The sequence below is a fragment of the Aquirufa echingensis genome (genome assembly GCF_042714525.1).
Lineage (GTDB): Bacteria > Bacteroidota > Bacteroidia > Cytophagales > Spirosomataceae > Aquirufa > Aquirufa echingensis.
In genome coordinates, this window is the sequence record NZ_JBBKYA010000003.1 from 86853 (window position 1) to 104080 (window position 17228).

The following is a 17228-nucleotide window of genomic DNA, read 5'->3' on the forward strand; positions in this document are numbered from 1 at the left end:
TTATTCAGTTAAACTTAGAATGATGTCAAATTCTGCTTTTTGAACGGGTGTTACAGATAAGCGCGATTGTTTAATTAACGCTAGTGAACTAAGTCTTTCGTCGGCCTTCATCGATTTCAATGTGACCGTCTTATTGAATTTCTTTACCGGAATCAATTCCACGACAACCCATCTAGGATCTTCGGTGGTTGGATCTTGGTAAAATTCTTTGCTTACTTCGGCTAGGCCAACAACTTCCATACCTTCGTTTGAGTGGTAGAAAAACACCCAATCGCCTTTTTGCATGGCTTTCATGTTATTCCGCGCTTGGTAATTGCGTACGCCATCCCAAACAGATTTTCCCTCTTTAACGAAATCATCCCAAGAATATTTGAATGGTTCTGATTTTACGAGCCAATAATTCATACTTATGGGAATTTAGGGAATTTAGAGAAGTCAGGTTTACGCTTTTCTAAGAAAGCATTTTTACCTTCTTTCGCTTCATCGGATAAGTAGTATAAAAGGGTCGCGTTCCCTGCTAATTCTTGAATGCCGGCTTGGCCGTCAAGTTCAGCATTGAATGCTGATTTCAACATGCGCAATGCCAAAGGACTTTTTTCCAAGATTTTTTCACACCAAGCCACGGTTGTAGCTTCTAACTCTTCCAATGGAACTACTTTATTGACTAATCCCATTTGCAAGGCTTCTTGTGCGTCATATTGATCACAAAGTAACCAAATCTCACGCGCTTTCTTTTGTCCGACTACACGAGCTAAATAAGAGGCACCAAAACCTCCATCAAAAGATCCTACATTAGGTCCGGTTTGGCCAAAGCGTGCATTTTCTGCCGCAATGGATAAATCGCAAATCACATGTAAAACGTGTCCTCCTCCGATAGCCCAACCAGCGACCATGGCAACAACAGGTTTAGGAATGGTTCTAATTTGACGTTGTAAATCCAACACATTCAACCGAGGTACAAAATCATCTCCAACATATCCCCCGTCTCCACGTACGCTTTGATCACCACCAGAACAGAATGCTTTTCCACCCTCACCGGTTAAAATGATTACACCCACAGAAGTGTCTTGGCGTGCTAATTCCATGGCCTCCGACATTTCCTGAACGGTCAATGGCGTAAATGCATTGTGTTTATGCGGTCGATTAATGGAGATTTTAGCAATCCCTTTGTATTGTTGGAATAAAATGTCTTTGTATTCCTTTATGGTTTTCCAAGGCAAATTTGACGTCATAATTGGTTAATTTGATTCTTCGTTATAGGTAACATCCCAGGTATGGTCTGCTAGTAAAATTACTTTAGCCAAATAGCGGCTATATTTAAATGAACGGCCCCATTCGTGCGGTGCAACTAGCGAAAGCAAGTCGGTTCCATCTTCTTTTTCATACATGTAATAGGTTTCAGAAATAATGGGCTCAAATCCCATGGCAGCATCGTAAATACGTTCTGAAATCTCCTTTCGGTCGGCTAAAAGCTTAGCTTGCTTTGCTAGAACTTCCATTTGTTCATAGAGTTGGTTCATTTGGCGGTCCGTTTGTTGGCGCATCGCTAAAATACTTCTCCCCTTTGTTTTACCCGTATCTTCCGGTTTAATGACAGCTCCTCCTGCCGTATGGGCATAAGGAAGTAAACCCGGATTTTGGGCTACTTTGTCAGGATTGATCGGATTTAAAAATGGATCTTCTTTCATCTAAGCAAGGTTATTTGATTAACCTTCTATTAACTCACGAAATTAGAGAATGTTTGGTTAATTTTGGAATGATTTGTTGATTTATGCAGGTATTTTCCCCTCTTTCTGATCAATTGTTTGTACCCTCCTCGGATTTCGAGCGTGAGGTGCTCGCATTTTGCGAATTATGGAAAAGTGGTCAACCCTCTTTTTTGTTTCATACCTCGGGTTCTACGGGTACGCCTAAGCCTATTTGGGTAAGTCGGGATGCTATGGAAGCGTCAGCACTTTCTACAGGTGATTGGTTGCAATTAAAGCCGAATGATGTCGTTTTAGCAAGTTTACCTGTACATTACATTGCTGGAGCAATGCTCTTAGTAAGAGCACTCGTGCTGAATTTAAAAGTATGTTTGGTATCCCCTTCCATTAATCCGCTTGAAAGGCTTGCTCCTATTTCAATTCAATTGGCATCATTTGTACCTAATCAGTGGCATGCCATTTTGGAATCCGGTATTGATTTGTCTCTATTTTTTGCTGGTTCCAAAGGGATTTTATTGGGTGGGTCGGCCATATCCGATGCTTTGAAATCCCGTTCCAAGACATTGCCCTTTCCCATCTTTGAAACCTATGGAATGACCGAGACGGTTTCTCACATTGCTTATCGCTCGTTAAAAGATTCCTATTTTCAAACGTTAGGTTCCGTGGAAATCGGTGTAGATGAACGGGCATGTTTGAAAATAAAGGGTTTGATGACAGATAATACATGGGTTCAAACCAATGATATCGTGTCAATCGAGGATGATTCAAGTTTTGAAATAAAAGGGCGTTTTGATCGTGTGATCAATTCCGCGGGTAGGAAAATACATCCAGAGGAATTGGAAAAATTTATTAGTGCGAATGAAAACCAACCCTCATCGTTTTTTATTGAAGCGATTCCGGATGAGGTTTATGGCCAACAAGTAACTTTATTTTATTCAGGTGATTGGAGTTTAGCAAGACAATCTGCGATGCAGGATATTTTGCGTTCACAGTTTGAATCGTGGCAATTACCCAAACAATATATCCAATTAAGTAGTTTTCAATTTACATCCTCGGGTAAAATAGATAGATTGAAATCCGTAGCTTTGTATCTTAAATCCAAATAAATGAAACCAGCGCGTTTAGAAAAGAAATTTCAATTGTTTTACGAAAGTCCCAACAATGTACCTGCCCCTTATCATTTGGAGGCGGCATTTATTTTTGAGGATTTTTTGTCAGACAAACCACGTGTTGAAGTTTCAATTCAATACATTGATCGGGACGATTTCTCGCGTGAGGAGCTTTTAGCAGAAGGACTTAACGTAGAAGATCATTTTGTTTGGTCGGGTGATTTGTCTTTTGCATGGCGAAATCGGCTAGAAACTGCTATTTTATTATACCAATCAGGATCTTGTAATCCACGTGATGAAGAACCTTTTATTACCTTAGAAGCGGCAGATACGACAACAGCAGTTCCGGTTAGTCTAGAAATTGAAGATAACTTGTTGCAAGAATTCATGCAAGCGATTCTAGAAGTTGCGGGTAATGAAATGCCCTTGTATCTAGGTTTTCAATTTATGGATGCAGATGAAGAGTGGGTGCGAATTGAGGGGGAAATGTCCTTTTTTGATTTAAAATTTACTTATCGATCAGGTGGTTCAGAAGGCCCTGTTCGGTTTACAGATCAATGGATTGAATTGCAAGAATTATTGCAAGTTTTGTTTATTGGGGAGTTTATATTTGAGAAAGGAGTTGAGGATCTGAAAGCCAAAACACAATTCGCAGTTTACCCAGGAGATGGAAAATGGTATGTGGCTGGAGACACTTGGTTTAGGCCTTCTGGTAATAAGGGTTATTTTGATTTAATTGAAGATAAATTACGTGATTTGTTTACCATTTAAGCAGTAAGCTCATGAATCAGTCTATTGAAGAAAGAATCCAAGAGGTTCTGTTTTTGCAAAAATCCTCATTACTTCGGTTGAAAAATTCGAGTGCCGATGAGCGAATTGAGAAACTACGGAAATTGCAGCATTATATGTTGGCGCACCAACAAGAACTCTTCGATGCACTTTATCAGGACTTTCGTAAACCTAGTTCAGAGGTAATCATTGCCGAACTTTTGGGTGTAAAACGTGAGATTGATCACATGATCAAGCACATACATTCATGGCTTAAGCCTCAGAAAGTATCGACTCCACTCCTACTGTTAGGTACTCAGGGGCATATTCAATATGAACCTAAAGGTTTGTGTTTGATTATTGCACCATGGAATTATCCGTTTAATTTGGCCATCAATCCCTTAGTTCATGCCATTGCGGCTGGTAATGCAATTATTTTGAAGCCATCAGAAATGAGTGAACATACATCTGCATTTATCAAAAAGATGATAACGGCTTTATATGATTCATCGGATGTTTTTTGTGTAGAGGGAGATGCCCAAGTGTCTACATTTTTATTAGCTCAAAAATTCGATCATATTTTTTTCACGGGAAGTCCGGCAATAGGAAAATTGGTGATGGCAGCTGCGGCGAAACACCTGACTTCAGTTACCTTGGAATTAGGTGGGAAATCACCGGCTATTGTAGGTTCTACCGTTGATATGGACAGTAGCGTGCAAAAAATTGCTTGGGGTAAATTTTTGAATAATGGACAAACTTGCATCGCACCAGATTATGTGTTTGTGCATGAAAAGGTCCATTTTCAGTTTTTAGCTGGACTAGAAAAAGCCATTCAAGGATTTTACAATGCAGATGCTAAAGGAATTGAAAAAAGTAAGGACTATGCTCGAATCGTAAATCGGAGGCATTTCGATCGCATAGTGCGATTACTGGATGATGCCAAAGAGAAAGGTGCCAAAGTTATTTTTGGAGGAGAACTAAATCCAGAAACGAATTACATTAGTCCTACTGTCTTGAGTCAGTGCACGATGGATATGGCCATCATGCAGGAAGAGATTTTTGGACCTATTTTACCTGTATTAACTTATCGTTCTGAAGATGAAATTGTACAGTATTTAAGTCAGGAGGAAAAGCCTTTAGCCTTGTATATCTTTTCTGAAGATAAAGTCTTTACCGATTATATTCTGAATAATACATCTGCAGGGTCTAGTGTCGTCAATGATTGTTTGATTCAATTTGGACATTCTTCCCTTCCATTTGGTGGTGTGAACAATTCTGGCATCGGAAAATCTGGTGGTAAATTCGGATTTCAAGAATTTTCACATGCAAAAGCAGTTTTAGTTCAGAAAACAAATGCTTTACGCTTCTTTTATCCTCCTTACACTTTACGGACTAAATGGTTAATCGAGCAAGTTTTGAAGTGGTTTTAAGTAATCTGCTTATCGGTTTTTTATGCCTTTGTTCATTTTGGTCTTTAGGACAATATGGTGCATTGGATCAAAATCCATTTTCGTTGAAGTTTTATCAAATTTCCTTGAATACTGCGCCGATAGATCTTTTATATCCCGCGGGTTATGATTCTGTTGCGCAGGAAACCGCGAATCAGATTGATTCAAAATGGTTCAGCATTGGTTCTGGTTTCCCTCAAAGCAAGCATAGATTTCGTGTTATCTTACAAAATCAAGGACTGAATTCGAATGGCGTTGTAAGCCTAATTTCCCCTAGAGCTGAATTTTTTACTACTGCGACACAAGACGCTTCTTTGTTAGGTACCAATGATTGGTTGGCACTTTTGGTTAGCCATGAAATGCGTCATATTCATCAGAATAAAGCTTCCCGACAGGGTTTTGGCAATTGGGTTCATGGTTTATTTGGCGCGTATGGGCAATCAGTTTACAGTAATTTATTAATTCCCAATTGGCTCTGGGAAGGTGACGCGGTGGAAACGGAATCAAGGATTAATTCGATGGGTCGTTCGAATATACCTCAATTTAAATTGCCTTTGAAAGCCTATTTGGAAACCTATGGCATACCTAGCTATGCCAAAATGATGGGTAAATCCTATCAACAGTTGGTTCCGAATCATTATGTGTTTGGGCAATATTTAAGCCAACAAATGACCAAAGATTTTGGAGATGAATTTATTCCATCCTTATGGCAGTCAACGTTAAACCATCCGACTTTATTCGCTTTTTCAAGGCAGTTTAAAAGGCGTTCGGGTCTGTCGATAGATCAATATTCACACCAATTGTTCTCAAATTCGATAACGAAGAACCCTAAATCTATGAATCAGAAGCAGGGTTATACACAGTATTTATATCCCAATGTTTTGCGTGATGGTCGTATCATTGCCATGAAAAGTGGATTTTCTGACATTAGGCAATTGGTTGAAATTCAAAACGGTCATGAGCGCCGATTAACATATTTGGGTCCTCTTGTTGACGCGTCAATGTTGAGTGCTTCAGATGATTTTGTGGTTTGGTCTGAACTGGATTATGATCCTCGATGGGGGCAAAAACAGCAATCCCGAATCATGTTTTATGATTTTAAGTCAAGAAAGACATCATTTTGGAAGAATAATGATAAATGGATAAGTCCGAGTATCTCGAGTGATTCCAAGGTGGTTTCTTTTATTCATGTGAAGGAAAATGGTCAAAGCGTTCTACATGTGTATGATCGCGAACACCGAAAATCGTTGGCTTCATTGGCACCAAAAGCTGGCGAACAATTCCTTCAGCCGCGCTTGAGCGAATCTGGTACCTTGGTTTATGTATCTAAAAAAGGAGGAAATAAATCGCTGTGCGTTTGGGATTATTTAAATCAGCAAGTGATTTATCGCAAAGATTTTGGCCAACATAATATTGCGCATCCTAGCGTTTCGGGAGATTGGATTTATTTAAATTATCCTGCAGGAGATGTGGATCAAATTGCGCGTATTCATAGGAAGGATAATCGCTTTGAATTGTTGACTGATGAACGTTGGGGAGCCTATCAAGCTGCTCCGCAGGCAGATTCTTTGGTTTATTCAGTTTATAAAGCAAGCGGAAACGAAATAGTCAAAATGCCTTTACAAGCTAAGGCAATTGATTTGGAATTAAAATATAATCCTTCGGAAAAAGACACTATTCAAACTCAGTATGCATCGAAGTATTTTTCTAAATGGAATTTGTTGAATCCGTTTACGTGGGGTCCTGTTATTAGCTCCACTGGAACTCAATTGGAATACAGCATTATTTCGCGTGATGTTTTCAATTCCTTGCAAGCCGCAGCCGGAGTTCGTTATTCGATGAGTGAAAAGTCGTTGAATCAATTTGCCCGAATGTCTTATCAAGCTTGGTATCCAATCATTGATGTTAATTATCAATCAGGAGACCGCCAAACGCAATTGTATATTGACAATAAAAAGCCTTTGGATAGTTTACGGACGGATCAGTGGAAACAACAAACCTGGGATGTAGGTTTGCGAATTCCACTCAATTTGACGCATAGTGCCTATCAAGAGTTGTTGCAATTCAGCTCGAATCTTGGTTTCTTACAAGTTCGTGGATATGATTTAAGTAAGCGATATTACACGGAGCCCTTTAATGGGAATTATAGCTTCGTTAAACATCAAGTTTATTATAGTAAACTATTGAGTCGGAGTTTATGGGATGTTCAAGCTCGCAAGGGAATTGTTTTGCAAGCCAACTGGCAAGGGATACCGTTTAAGCAATCGCTTCAGGATGAATTATGGAATATTCAGGCTCAAGTATATTTACCAGGTGTGTTTAAGCATGACGGAGTTTTGTTGCGGTATGCGTACCAACAAGAATCCGTAGGGAATTACCGATTTTCTAGTTCAGTAAATTTTCCTCGGGGCTATTTATATACATCATTTAATCGATTGTCGACAATGGGTATCGATTATCGTTTCCCGATTAAGAATACGGATTTTAATTTGGGTCGTATTCTTTACGTTACGCGTTTGAAGGGGAATCTATTCGGTGATTTAGGAATTGGGGAAGATATTTTGTCTAAAACAACACAATCGTTTCATTCATTCGGTGTAGATTTGTTGGCTCAATTTCATGCATTGAGGTTCTCTCAGTCTTTTGAATTAGGAGTTCGAGCCATGTATGTTTCAGAAAGTAAATCTTGGGCTATTGTTCCATTGGTTATTGATATAGGATTTTGATTAATAGGCTTGCGATTCTTGTTATTGTTTCATTTGTATTTGTTGCTTGCGAGAAAGCACAGGATACAAAAGGAGAAACCATACCCCCTATTGCTATTTTTCAGAAATCACAAAAGCCTGAATTGGTTGTAGCTTATTTGACCAATTTGTTGGAAAATCAAGATGGAGCAAACTTATATTATTTAAGAGCTAAGGCTTATTTTGACTTGCGTGCCTATCAAAAAGCACAATTGGATATTGAACAAGCCTTAAATCAGGTTCCCGGAGATTTGGACTATTTATTATTGTCGGCGCAAATTAAAAGTCATATAGGATTGATTTCAGAGGCTATCGAAGATGCGAAATTGGTTGAGTCAAGTGGATTGGCATCTGCCAAACTATATGAAATTTTATCAAATCTATATCTTGAAAATAACGAAAAGAAACTGGGTTATTTTTACTTACGTAAGCTAGAACAAGTAGGAATTCCTTCTTCCGAACGATTGCATGTCGATTTTCTAAAGCGTCAATTTAGATTGGACAGTATAGGTGCTTTACAATCAGTACAGTTGACCGACATAAATCATCCTGATTTGGCACACGCCTATTTTTCTTATCAGATTGGCCGTATACCCAATATTACTTATCAAAAACAAATCTTAGCCGAGATTAAGAAATATCCCCTTGATCCTTATTTGATGTTTAGTTGGGGGCAGTTTTTAGTTCATGTGGGTCAATTTTCGCAAGCGGAAAAAGTGTTAAAACAAAGTGTCGCTTGGTTGCCCCAACATACTGCGATGCGAATGGCTTTAGCTCATTTTTATTTGAATCGTAAGCAATTTGATCAAGTTGAATTAGCGCTAGCTCCTTTAGCTTCGAATCCACGTGTAATTCGGGACGTACTTTATTTAAAAGTATTGGTGGCGTTAAACCGGGGTGAGAAATCTAAAAGTGTTGCCTTGTTGGATTCGGCGAGGAAGGTATTTGTAGGCGATGGCCGATTTTCTCTTTTGTACGATCGATTGGTTGGCAAAAAGCCTGATTCGGTTAATAAGACACAAGATTCGACCCAACAAATTGTTCCGTAAATTTCCTGTTTTATCAAGTTTAAAATGCGGGTAAATTCGTACCTTTGCAAAAATTTTTTATATGATTAAGATATCTTTTCCTGACGGTCAGGTTCGTGAGTTTGAAAAAGGTGTAACACCGATGGATGTTGCCTTGTCAATTTCAGAGGGTTTGGCGCGTAATGTGTTGGCGGCTAAATTGAACGATGCGGTTGTTGATGCTTCTACACCTATTGATTCAGATGCGAGTTTGCAATTGTTGACTTGGAATGATGAGGAAGGGAAAAAGACATTTTGGCATTCATCTGCTCACTTAATGGCTGAAGCGATTGAGGCTTTATATCCAGGAACTAAATTTGGTATTGGACCAGCGATTGAGCATGGATTTTATTATGATATTGATTTAGGAGGAAAGGAATTTGGTTCGGATCAATTCAAAGAAATTGAAGATAAAATGGTGGAATTGGCTCGTCAAAAGAGCGAATATCTACGTAAATCTGTTTCCAAAGCAGATGCAATCGCTTACTTCCAGGAAAAGAATGATGAGTATAAATTAGAGTTGTTAGAAGGATTGTCTGATGGCTCGATTACCTTTTATACACAAGGAAACTTTACAGATTTATGTCGGGGACCTCATATTCCATCCACAGGATTTATTAAGTCGGTTAAGTTGTTAAGCGTTGCAGGAGCGTATTGGCGTGGAGATGAGAAGCGCAAGCAAATGACGCGTATTTATGCCATTACCTTCCCGAAAGCGAAGGAATTGGAAGAATATTTATTCTTATTGGAGGAAGCGAAACGTCGTGATCACCGAAAGTTAGGTAAGGAATTAGAGCTTTTTGCATTCTCTGAAAAAGTGGGCATGGGGCTTCCTTTGTGGTTGCCGAAAGGTACAATTTTACGTGAGCGATTGGAGAATTTCTTGAAACGTGCTCAAGTTCGTGCAGGCTACTCCCCTGTTGTGACTCCTCATATTGCCAGTAAAGAATTGTATGTGACTTCAGGTCACTATGCCAAATATGGTAAGGATTCATTTCAGCCAATTCATACGCCAGATGAAGGTGAAGAGTATTTATTAAAACCAATGAATTGCCCGCATCACTGCGAGATTTATAAGACAAAACCACGTTCTTACAAGGATTTGCCATTACGTTTGGCAGAGTTTGGTACCGTGTATCGCTATGAGCAATCAGGTGAATTACATGGATTAACACGTGTTCGTGGATTTACACAAGATGATGCCCATATATTCTGTCGGCCGGATCAAGTAGAAGAAGAATTCATGAAAGTAATTGATTTGGTTCTCTATGTCTTTAAGGCATTGGGATTCAATGAATATTCCGCTCAAGTTTCTTTGCGTGATCGTGAGAACCATGAAAAATACATCGGTAACGATGAAGATTGGGATCGTGCAGAGCAAGCCATTATTAAAACTGCTGAATTGAAGGGTTTACCTACGGTCGTTGAATATGGTGAGGCAGCATTTTATGGTCCTAAATTAGACTTCATGGTGCGCGATGCGCTGGGTCGTAAATGGCAATTAGGTACGATTCAGGTGGATTATCAATTACCACAACGATTCGAGTTGGAATATACCGGTTCTGATAATCAAAAACACCGTCCGGTGATGATTCACCGTGCGCCATTTGGTTCATTGGAGCGTTTTGTGGCTATTTTGATTGAGAACACGGCTGGAAATTTCCCATTGTGGCTTTCGCCGGATCAATTAGCTGTTTTACCTATTTCAGAGAAATTTGAAGATTACGCTAATGAAGTTTATTTACGCTTGCAGGAACGTGATTTACGTGGATATGTGGATCATCGGAATGAGAAAATGGGACGTAAGATTCGGGATGCGGAAGTTGGTAAAGTGCCTTTTATGATCATTGTAGGTGAAAAAGAGCAAGCTGAAGGCATGGTGAGTATACGTAAGAAAGGTGAAGGAGACTTAGGGATGATGAGCTTGGATGCCTTTATGGCATTGGCTGGTGAGGAAATTAACCAACATTCGTATTCAAATTAGAAAATACTGATAATTTAAGCGCTTAGGCATTATTTGTTTGCAAATACGCGCATTTTAAATTAGCTTCGATTGATTTTTATTTAAACCAAATTATAATTTATGGCTTTACGCCCCAACAACAATTACCGAGGAAATAAGCGCGAAGAAGAACCGTATCGAATTAATCAATTGATTCGTGGTGTCGAAGAAGTTCGATTAGTAGGAGAAAACATTGAAATTGGTGTATATCCTTTCGCGAAGGCATTGGCAATTGCGGAGTCTCAAAACTTGGATTTGGTGGAAATTTCCCCCAAAGCTGTCCCTCCTGTTTGTAAGGTAATTGATTATGCGAAGTTTAAGTATGATCAAAAGAAAAAGCAAAAGGAAATCAAAGCCAATGCGACCAAGACAGTCATCAAGGAAATCCGTTTCGGTCCTAATACGGATGAGCACGATTTCAACTTTAAATTAAAGCATGCTGTCAACTTCCTGAAAGAAGGTGCAAAAGTGAAAGCTTATGTACACTTTGTAGGTCGTACCATTGTATTCAAAGAGCGTGGCGAAATGCTATTGCTCAACTTTGCCAAAGGCTTAGAAGATGTAGGTAAACCAGACGATATGCCAAAATTAGAAGGCAAGCGTATGAGCATTATCTTCTCCCCTAAAGTGGCTAAGAAATAATTTTACATTTTAAGTGGAATTTTGAGGTAATATTGTTACTTTTGCGTTCCAATTTTTACATTTAATAATTTTAAGAATGCCAAAAATTAAAACCAACTCTGGAGCTAAGAAACGCTTCAAAGTAACGGGAACTGGTAAGATTAAGCGTAAACATGCTTTTCACAGCCATATCCTTACTAAAAAAACAACGAAACAAAAGCGTAATTTAGTTCACGCTACTTTAGTTTCACCAGCTGATATGGATCGCGTTAACTTAATGTTAGGTCTTTAATTATCAGTTTAGTTATTGTTAAACCAGAAAAAAGGCAAAAAAAGTAATCGAAAGATTCGCCTCATTTCAAAAAACAAAAAATTATGCCAAGAAGTGTCAATCACGTAGCCTCAAGAGCTAGAAGAAAGAAAATCCTTAAGTTAGCGAAAGGATTTTACGGTCGCGGAAAAAACGTTTGGACTGTAGCAAAAAACAAAGTAGAGAAAGGTTTGCAATATGCATACCGCGATCGTAAAGTTAAGAAAAGAGATTTTCGTGGACTTTGGATTCAACGTATTAATGCTGCAGCTCGCCAAGAAGGTATGTCTTATTCCGCTTTCATGGGTAAATATAACAAGTCTGGTATGGCTTTAAACCGTAAGGTTTTAGCTGATTTAGCAATGAATCATCCAGAAGCTTTTAAAGCAGTTATCAAAAAACTTGCTTAGTTAGCAAATGAAAGTCCCGATTTATTCGGGACTTTTTTTTTATCCCCTATCTTTGTTATCAATTCGTATAACATTGAAAAAACCAATTTATTTCGATTACGCTGCCACCACACCCGTTCATGCGGATGTGTTAAAGGCGATGTTGCCCTATTTTTCGGAGGAATTTGGTAATGCAGGCTCTAGCCAACATTATTATGGTTGGGCTGCTGAAGAAGCCATCGAAACGTCAAGGAAAAAAATCAGTTCCTATTTTGGGGTTCAAGCTCGCCAAGTTGTTTTTACTTCGGGTGCGACAGAGTCCAATAATCTATGTATTCTAGGCTATTTAAAGGATCGCCCCAAAGGTCATCTGATTACTTCGTCGATCGAGCACAAAGCAGTTCTTCAGGTATTTCAGGAATTATCGCATCAGGGTTGGTCTGTTACTTATCTCCAACCAAATGCATTGGGTTGTATAGAGGTTTCAGATTTAGAACAGGCTATTCGTTCAGATACCACCTTGATTTCTTTGATGATGGTTAATAACGAAACGGGGAATGTGACGGATTTTCAAAGTATATCTCAACTTTGTAAGCAAGCCAACATTATTTTTCATTCGGATGCTACACAAGCAATAGGGAAACTGGATTTTACGCAATATGTGCATTTGCCAGATTTACTTAGTTTTTCAGGACATAAGATTTATGGGCCCAAGGGAATTGGTGGAATTATATTCAATTCAAATGTAGCGTTAAAACCCTTGACGTATGGAGGTGGACAAGAACGCGGTTTAAGGCCTGGGACTTTACCCGTCCAACAAATCGTTGCTTTGGCTGCATGTTTCGATTTAATGCCATTATTGATTGAAAGCGTACATAAGATTTTGACATTTAAGCATAAAATACTTAAAGGATTGATTGGTGAGTATGTCCTCAATTCTTCAGATAATCAATCTGTGCCTCATATTATAAGTATATCAATTCCCAATATAGATTGGGAGGAACTATACCGCAGAATCCCTGCAATAGCGGTTTCAAATGGATCAGCTTGCAATGCTAAATCGCATTTACCTTCCCATGTCATGAAGGCCATAGGTCATTCAGATGCATTAGCTTTGTCAACGCTACGGATTTCGTTGAGTTATTTAACACATGAATCTGATGTGGATTTTTTAATTGATTATTTAAACAAACAATTGTTTAATCGATGAAGGAATTATTAGTCATTTTAGCGCAATTAGAATCTCTTTTGGCATCTGGTGAGGCAATAGCCTTAGCAACGGTCGTTCATGTGGATGGATCAGCCTACCGAAGACCGGGTGCGCGTATGTTGATAGATTCCAACGGGAATTGGTGGGGTGGCATTAGTGGCGGTTGTTTGGAAGGTGATTTGCTAAAAAAGGCGCAATTGGCAATGCACCAACAAGCCATCAAACGAATTACGTACGACACACGTGAAGATGATCCATTTCAATTAGGAATTGGCTTAGGTTGCCAGGGTTTGATTGAAATTGTTATTGATCCAATTCGAACTAATATAGAACGAACGTTTACTTTAGTTAAGTCCATTGTTGAATCAGGGAAACCTCAATTCATTCAAACGGTATGGAACGATACGGAATTCTCGATTCAAGCTTTGGAAGATGCTTTCCCTGGTTGGAACGAAGCTTCACAGACTTTTACTGAATATTTACCTGCTAGAACGCGTATTTGGGTTGTGGGTAATCAATTTGATGCCTGTAGCTTGATTGAACTATGTTTGACCTTGGCTTGGGAAGTTCATTGGGTTGGTAATACGAATAAAATGCGCAAGGATGTACAGCAAAGAGTTCGTGCTTGTTATGATTGGGATCAAGTGCATGGATTACAGCCAAGTGATTGCCTTGTTTTGATGACACATGATTTTGATCGTGATGTTTCCTTCATGAATCAATATATCGCAGATCAATCTTTTCAGTACATCGGAATTCTTGGTCCTAGCAAACGGTTTGATCGTTTGAAAAAACAATTACAACACAATTTGGTTTCGGATATATCCACGCCGGTTGGTTTAGATATTGGTGCTGAAGGTCCAGACGAGATAGCCATTGCTGTCGTAGCTGAAATTTTGGCCCATCAAAACAAGCGGGATGGCCAACGTTTAAAATTTAGATCAACAACAATACATTAACATGAGTCAAATCAACAGCCTAAGAGAACAAATAGAACCCTACCAACAAGCACTTTACGATCACCCCATTAATTCGTTTATTCAATCTCCTGCAGAATTAGCTGTATTTATGCAGCATCATGTATTTGCGGTTTGGGATTTTATGTCACTTGTCAAAAAGCTTCAAGCTGAATTGACTTGCGTTTCACAGCCTTGGGTACCTAAAGGTTCAGCAGAGACTCGATTTTTAATTAACGAAATTGTTTTAGGTGAGGAATCGGATGTGGATCAATATGGCGTGGTCATTAGTCATTTTGAATTGTATTTGCGTGCGATGCAAGAACTTTCGATCGAGCCCTCTCCTATTTTAACTCATTTATTGCAGGCTAAATCGTTGGTTGAGATTCTTCAAAAAGTGGCCAATGCAAATTTAGCTCCATCGATTAAGCAATTTTTGCGTTTCACGTTTGAATCCATTGCAAATCGACCTATTGAGGAGATAGCGGCTATTTTCACTTTTGGTCGGGAAGATTTAATACCAGGTATGTTTCAGTTGATCGTCGATCAGCTAAAACAAGATGTTCCGGAGCAAGTTGGAACACTTGTCTATTATTTAGAGCGCCACATCGAAGTGGATGGTGATCATCATAGCCAATTGGCTTACCGCATGATGGAGGAATTGTGTGGAAATGATGCGGATAAATGGCAAAGGGCGACGCAAGCGGCGATTGAGTCCTTGAAGGTTCGTAAAGTATTGTGGGATGGGATAGTTGGGGAGAGTTAAGAAGTAAGAGTTAAGAGTTATTGGGCTTACAGTGTATTAATTGATTATGTAGCCACATACTTTATTCTGAGCATCTCAAAGCTATTTTAGTTTCTGATATTCAATTTTAGTTTTAGCAAAAAAAAGCCCGATCTGTGAGGATCGGGCTTTTGATTTGTTAATCAGTTTATTTTACTTCTTCGAATGATACATCTTCAGCTCCACCATCTGCCGCAGCATCTGTTGGTTGAGCACCATCGCCACCTTCCGTTGCTCCTGCCGCGTACATTTCTTGAGAAGCAGCTGTCCATGCAGCGTTTAATTTCTCTAATCCTGCATCGATCGCAGCTACATCTTGTGAAGCATGTGCAGCTTTCAATTCTGTTAATGCAGACTCGATTGCTGTTTTGTTGCCTTCTGATAATTTCTCGCCATATTCTTTCAATTGCTTGTCAGATTGGAAAATCAAAGCATCAGCTTGGTTGATTTTCTCTACGCGTTCTTTTTCTAATTTATCAGATGCTTCATTTGCTTTCGCTTCATTACGCATTTTTTCGATATCCTCATCTGTTAAGCCACTTGAAGCTTCGATACGAATTTTTTGCTCTTTTCCTGTTCCTTTATCTTTTGCAGAAACGTTCAAGATACCATTTGCATCAATGTCAAATGTAACTTCGATTTGAGGTACACCGCGTTGTGCTGGTGGTAAGCCATCTAAGTGGAAACGTCCTAATGAACGGTTATCTTTCGCCATTGGGCGCTCACCTTGTAAAACGTTAAGTTCTACAGATGGTTGGTTATCCGCCGCCGTCGAGAATGTCTCAGACTTTTTGGTAGGAATTGTTGTATTTGCTTCAATCAATTTGGTAAATACGCCACCCATTGTTTCGATACCTAATGAAAGTGGTGTTACATCAAGTAACAAAACGTCTTTCACCTCACCTGTTAATACTCCACCTTGAATCGCTGCACCAATCGCAACTACCTCATCTGGATTAACTCCTTTTGAAGGCTTTTTGCCAAAGAATTTCTCTACTTCTTCTTGAATACGTGGGATACGAGTTGATCCACCTACCAAGATTACTTCATCGATATCTGAATTCGTATAACCTGCATTTTTCATTGCACGCTTACAAGGTTCCAAAGTACGTTGGATCAAGCTGTCTGCTAATTGTTCGAATTTAGCACGTGTTAATGAACGAACTAAGTGTTTTGGAATACCGTCAACAGGCATGATGTATGGCAAGTTGATTTCAGTAGATGCTCCAGAACTCAATTCGATTTTTGCTTTCTCAGCAGCTTCCTTCAAACGTTGTAAAGCCATTGGGTCTTTACGCAAATCGATGTTTTCATCAGCGATGAATTCTTCTGCCAACCAGTTGATGATTACTTGGTCAAAGTCATCACCTCCTAAGTGCGTATCTCCATCTGTTGATTTTACTTCAAACACGCCATCGCCTAATTCAAGGATCGATACGTCAAACGTTCCACCACCTAAGTCGAATACCGCGATTTTCATGTCCTTACCACCTTTGTCTACGCCATAGGCTAATGCTGCAGCGGTAGGTTCGTTGATGATACGCTTAACTTCCAAACCTGCGATTTGTCCCGCTTCTTTAGTAGCTTGACGCTCTGCATCATTGAAGTAAGCAGGTACTGTAATAACGGCTTCAGTAACTGTTTGGCCGATATAATCTTCAGCCGTCTGCTTCATTTTTGTTAAAATCTGCGCAGAGATTTCTTGAGGTGTATATAAACGATCACCGATGCGAACACGTGGTGTGTCGTTATTCCCTTGTTCTACTTGATATGAAATGGTCTTTAATTCTGAACTTACTTCAGAAAACTTTTTCCCCATAAAACGCTTTACAGACGAAATCGTGTTTTGAGGATTTGTAATGGCTTGTCTTTTGGCAGGATCCCCCACTTTACGCTCGCCATTTTCCAAAAATGCTACAATGGATGGAGTCGTTCTTCTTCCTTCTGAGTTAGCGATAACCACTGCCTCATTTCCTTCCATTACCGCCACACATGAGTTGGTGGTACCTAAGTCAATTCCAATTATTTTTCCCATGATATTTTTAATTATTTTTTCTCCCTTTTCTACAAGGATAATGCCATGGGACGGCCAACTGACAGTTTATGACATATTG

16 protein-coding genes are annotated in these 17228 nt (G+C 39.3%); 12 read left to right on the forward strand and 4 right to left on the reverse strand.

What is annotated here, in order from left to right; translation table 11 throughout:
* From SKC38_RS05645 to SKC38_RS05655, 3 genes are read right to left on the reverse strand one after another with little or no spacing between them, the layout of a single operon-like run.
* The gene (locus tag SKC38_RS05645) at positions 1-405 is read right to left on the reverse strand and encodes an EVE domain-containing protein (RefSeq protein ID WP_377975875.1); all 405 of its coding nucleotides are present in this window, start codon (positions 403-405) and stop codon (positions 1-3) included.
* A 2-nt stretch (positions 406-407) separates the two neighbouring features.
* Positions 408-1232, reverse strand: coding sequence for a 1,4-dihydroxy-2-naphthoyl-CoA synthase (gene menB / locus SKC38_RS05650; protein ID WP_377975877.1), 825 nt, complete (start codon positions 1230-1232; stop codon positions 408-410).
* Positions 1233-1238: 6 nt separating this feature from the next.
* A complete protein-coding gene (locus SKC38_RS05655) occupies positions 1239-1688 on the reverse strand; it encodes a DUF2452 domain-containing protein (RefSeq protein ID WP_377975879.1) in 450 nt (149 codons plus the stop codon).
* 83 nt (positions 1689-1771) lie between these two features.
* Between SKC38_RS05655 and SKC38_RS05660 the strand changes: the two genes are divergently transcribed.
* The 12 genes from SKC38_RS05660 (at position 1772) to SKC38_RS05715 (ending at position 15096) form a co-directional block, all read left to right on the forward strand.
* A complete protein-coding gene (locus SKC38_RS05660; RefSeq protein ID WP_377975881.1) occupies positions 1772-2812 on the forward strand; it encodes an AMP-binding protein in 1041 nt (346 codons plus the stop codon).
* Positions 2813-3586, forward strand: coding sequence for a hypothetical protein (locus tag SKC38_RS05665; RefSeq protein ID WP_377975883.1), 774 nt, complete (start codon positions 2813-2815; stop codon positions 3584-3586).
* A gap of 11 nt (positions 3587-3597) precedes the next feature.
* Positions 3598-5013, forward strand: coding sequence for an aldehyde dehydrogenase family protein (locus SKC38_RS05670; RefSeq protein WP_377975885.1), 1416 nt, complete (start codon positions 3598-3600; stop codon positions 5011-5013).
* Positions 4980-7757: a hypothetical protein gene (locus SKC38_RS05675; RefSeq protein WP_377975887.1), complete on the forward strand. Its 2778-nt coding sequence runs from the start codon at positions 4980-4982 to the stop codon at positions 7755-7757. The genes SKC38_RS05670 and SKC38_RS05675 overlap by 34 nt, the downstream gene beginning before the upstream one ends.
* A complete protein-coding gene (locus SKC38_RS05680) occupies positions 7754-8824 on the forward strand; it encodes a tetratricopeptide repeat protein (protein ID WP_377975888.1) in 1071 nt (356 codons plus the stop codon). Before SKC38_RS05675 ends, SKC38_RS05680 begins: the two co-directional genes overlap by 4 nt.
* A gap of 61 nt (positions 8825-8885) precedes the next feature.
* Positions 8886-10826 carry a threonine--tRNA ligase gene (gene thrS / locus SKC38_RS05685; protein WP_377975890.1) on the forward strand — a complete coding sequence of 647 codons (1941 nt, stop codon included), beginning with the start codon at positions 8886-8888 and terminating at the stop codon, positions 10824-10826.
* Positions 10827-10925: 99 nt separating this feature from the next.
* A complete protein-coding gene (gene infC, locus SKC38_RS05690) occupies positions 10926-11486 on the forward strand; it encodes a translation initiation factor IF-3 (protein ID WP_315576203.1) in 561 nt (186 codons plus the stop codon).
* Positions 11487-11562: 76 nt separating this feature from the next.
* On the forward strand, positions 11563-11757 hold the full coding sequence (gene rpmI, locus SKC38_RS05695; protein ID WP_315576202.1) for a 50S ribosomal protein L35: 195 nt from the start codon (positions 11563-11565) through the stop codon (positions 11755-11757).
* A gap of 83 nt (positions 11758-11840) precedes the next feature.
* Positions 11841-12185, forward strand: coding sequence for a 50S ribosomal protein L20 (gene rplT / locus SKC38_RS05700; RefSeq protein ID WP_377975893.1), 345 nt, complete (start codon positions 11841-11843; stop codon positions 12183-12185).
* 73 nt (positions 12186-12258) lie between these two features.
* Positions 12259-13374 carry a cysteine desulfurase family protein gene (locus SKC38_RS05705; protein ID WP_377975895.1) on the forward strand — a complete coding sequence of 372 codons (1116 nt, stop codon included), beginning with the start codon at positions 12259-12261 and terminating at the stop codon, positions 13372-13374.
* The gene (locus SKC38_RS05710; RefSeq protein ID WP_377975897.1) at positions 13371-14333 is read left to right on the forward strand and encodes an XdhC family protein; all 963 of its coding nucleotides are present in this window, start codon (positions 13371-13373) and stop codon (positions 14331-14333) included. Before SKC38_RS05705 ends, SKC38_RS05710 begins: the two co-directional genes overlap by 4 nt.
* A 1-nt stretch (position 14334) precedes the next feature.
* Positions 14335-15096, forward strand: a complete 762-nt coding sequence (locus SKC38_RS05715; RefSeq protein WP_377975898.1) for a DUF3050 domain-containing protein — start codon at positions 14335-14337, stop codon at positions 15094-15096.
* A 166-nt stretch (positions 15097-15262) separates the two neighbouring features.
* Here the strand turns inward: SKC38_RS05715 and dnaK are convergent, their stop codons facing one another.
* Complete coding sequence (dnaK, locus tag SKC38_RS05720; protein ID WP_377975900.1) at positions 15263-17149, reverse strand: molecular chaperone DnaK; 1887 nt, start codon at positions 17147-17149, stop codon at positions 15263-15265.
* Positions 17150-17228: the final 79 nt, after the last annotated feature.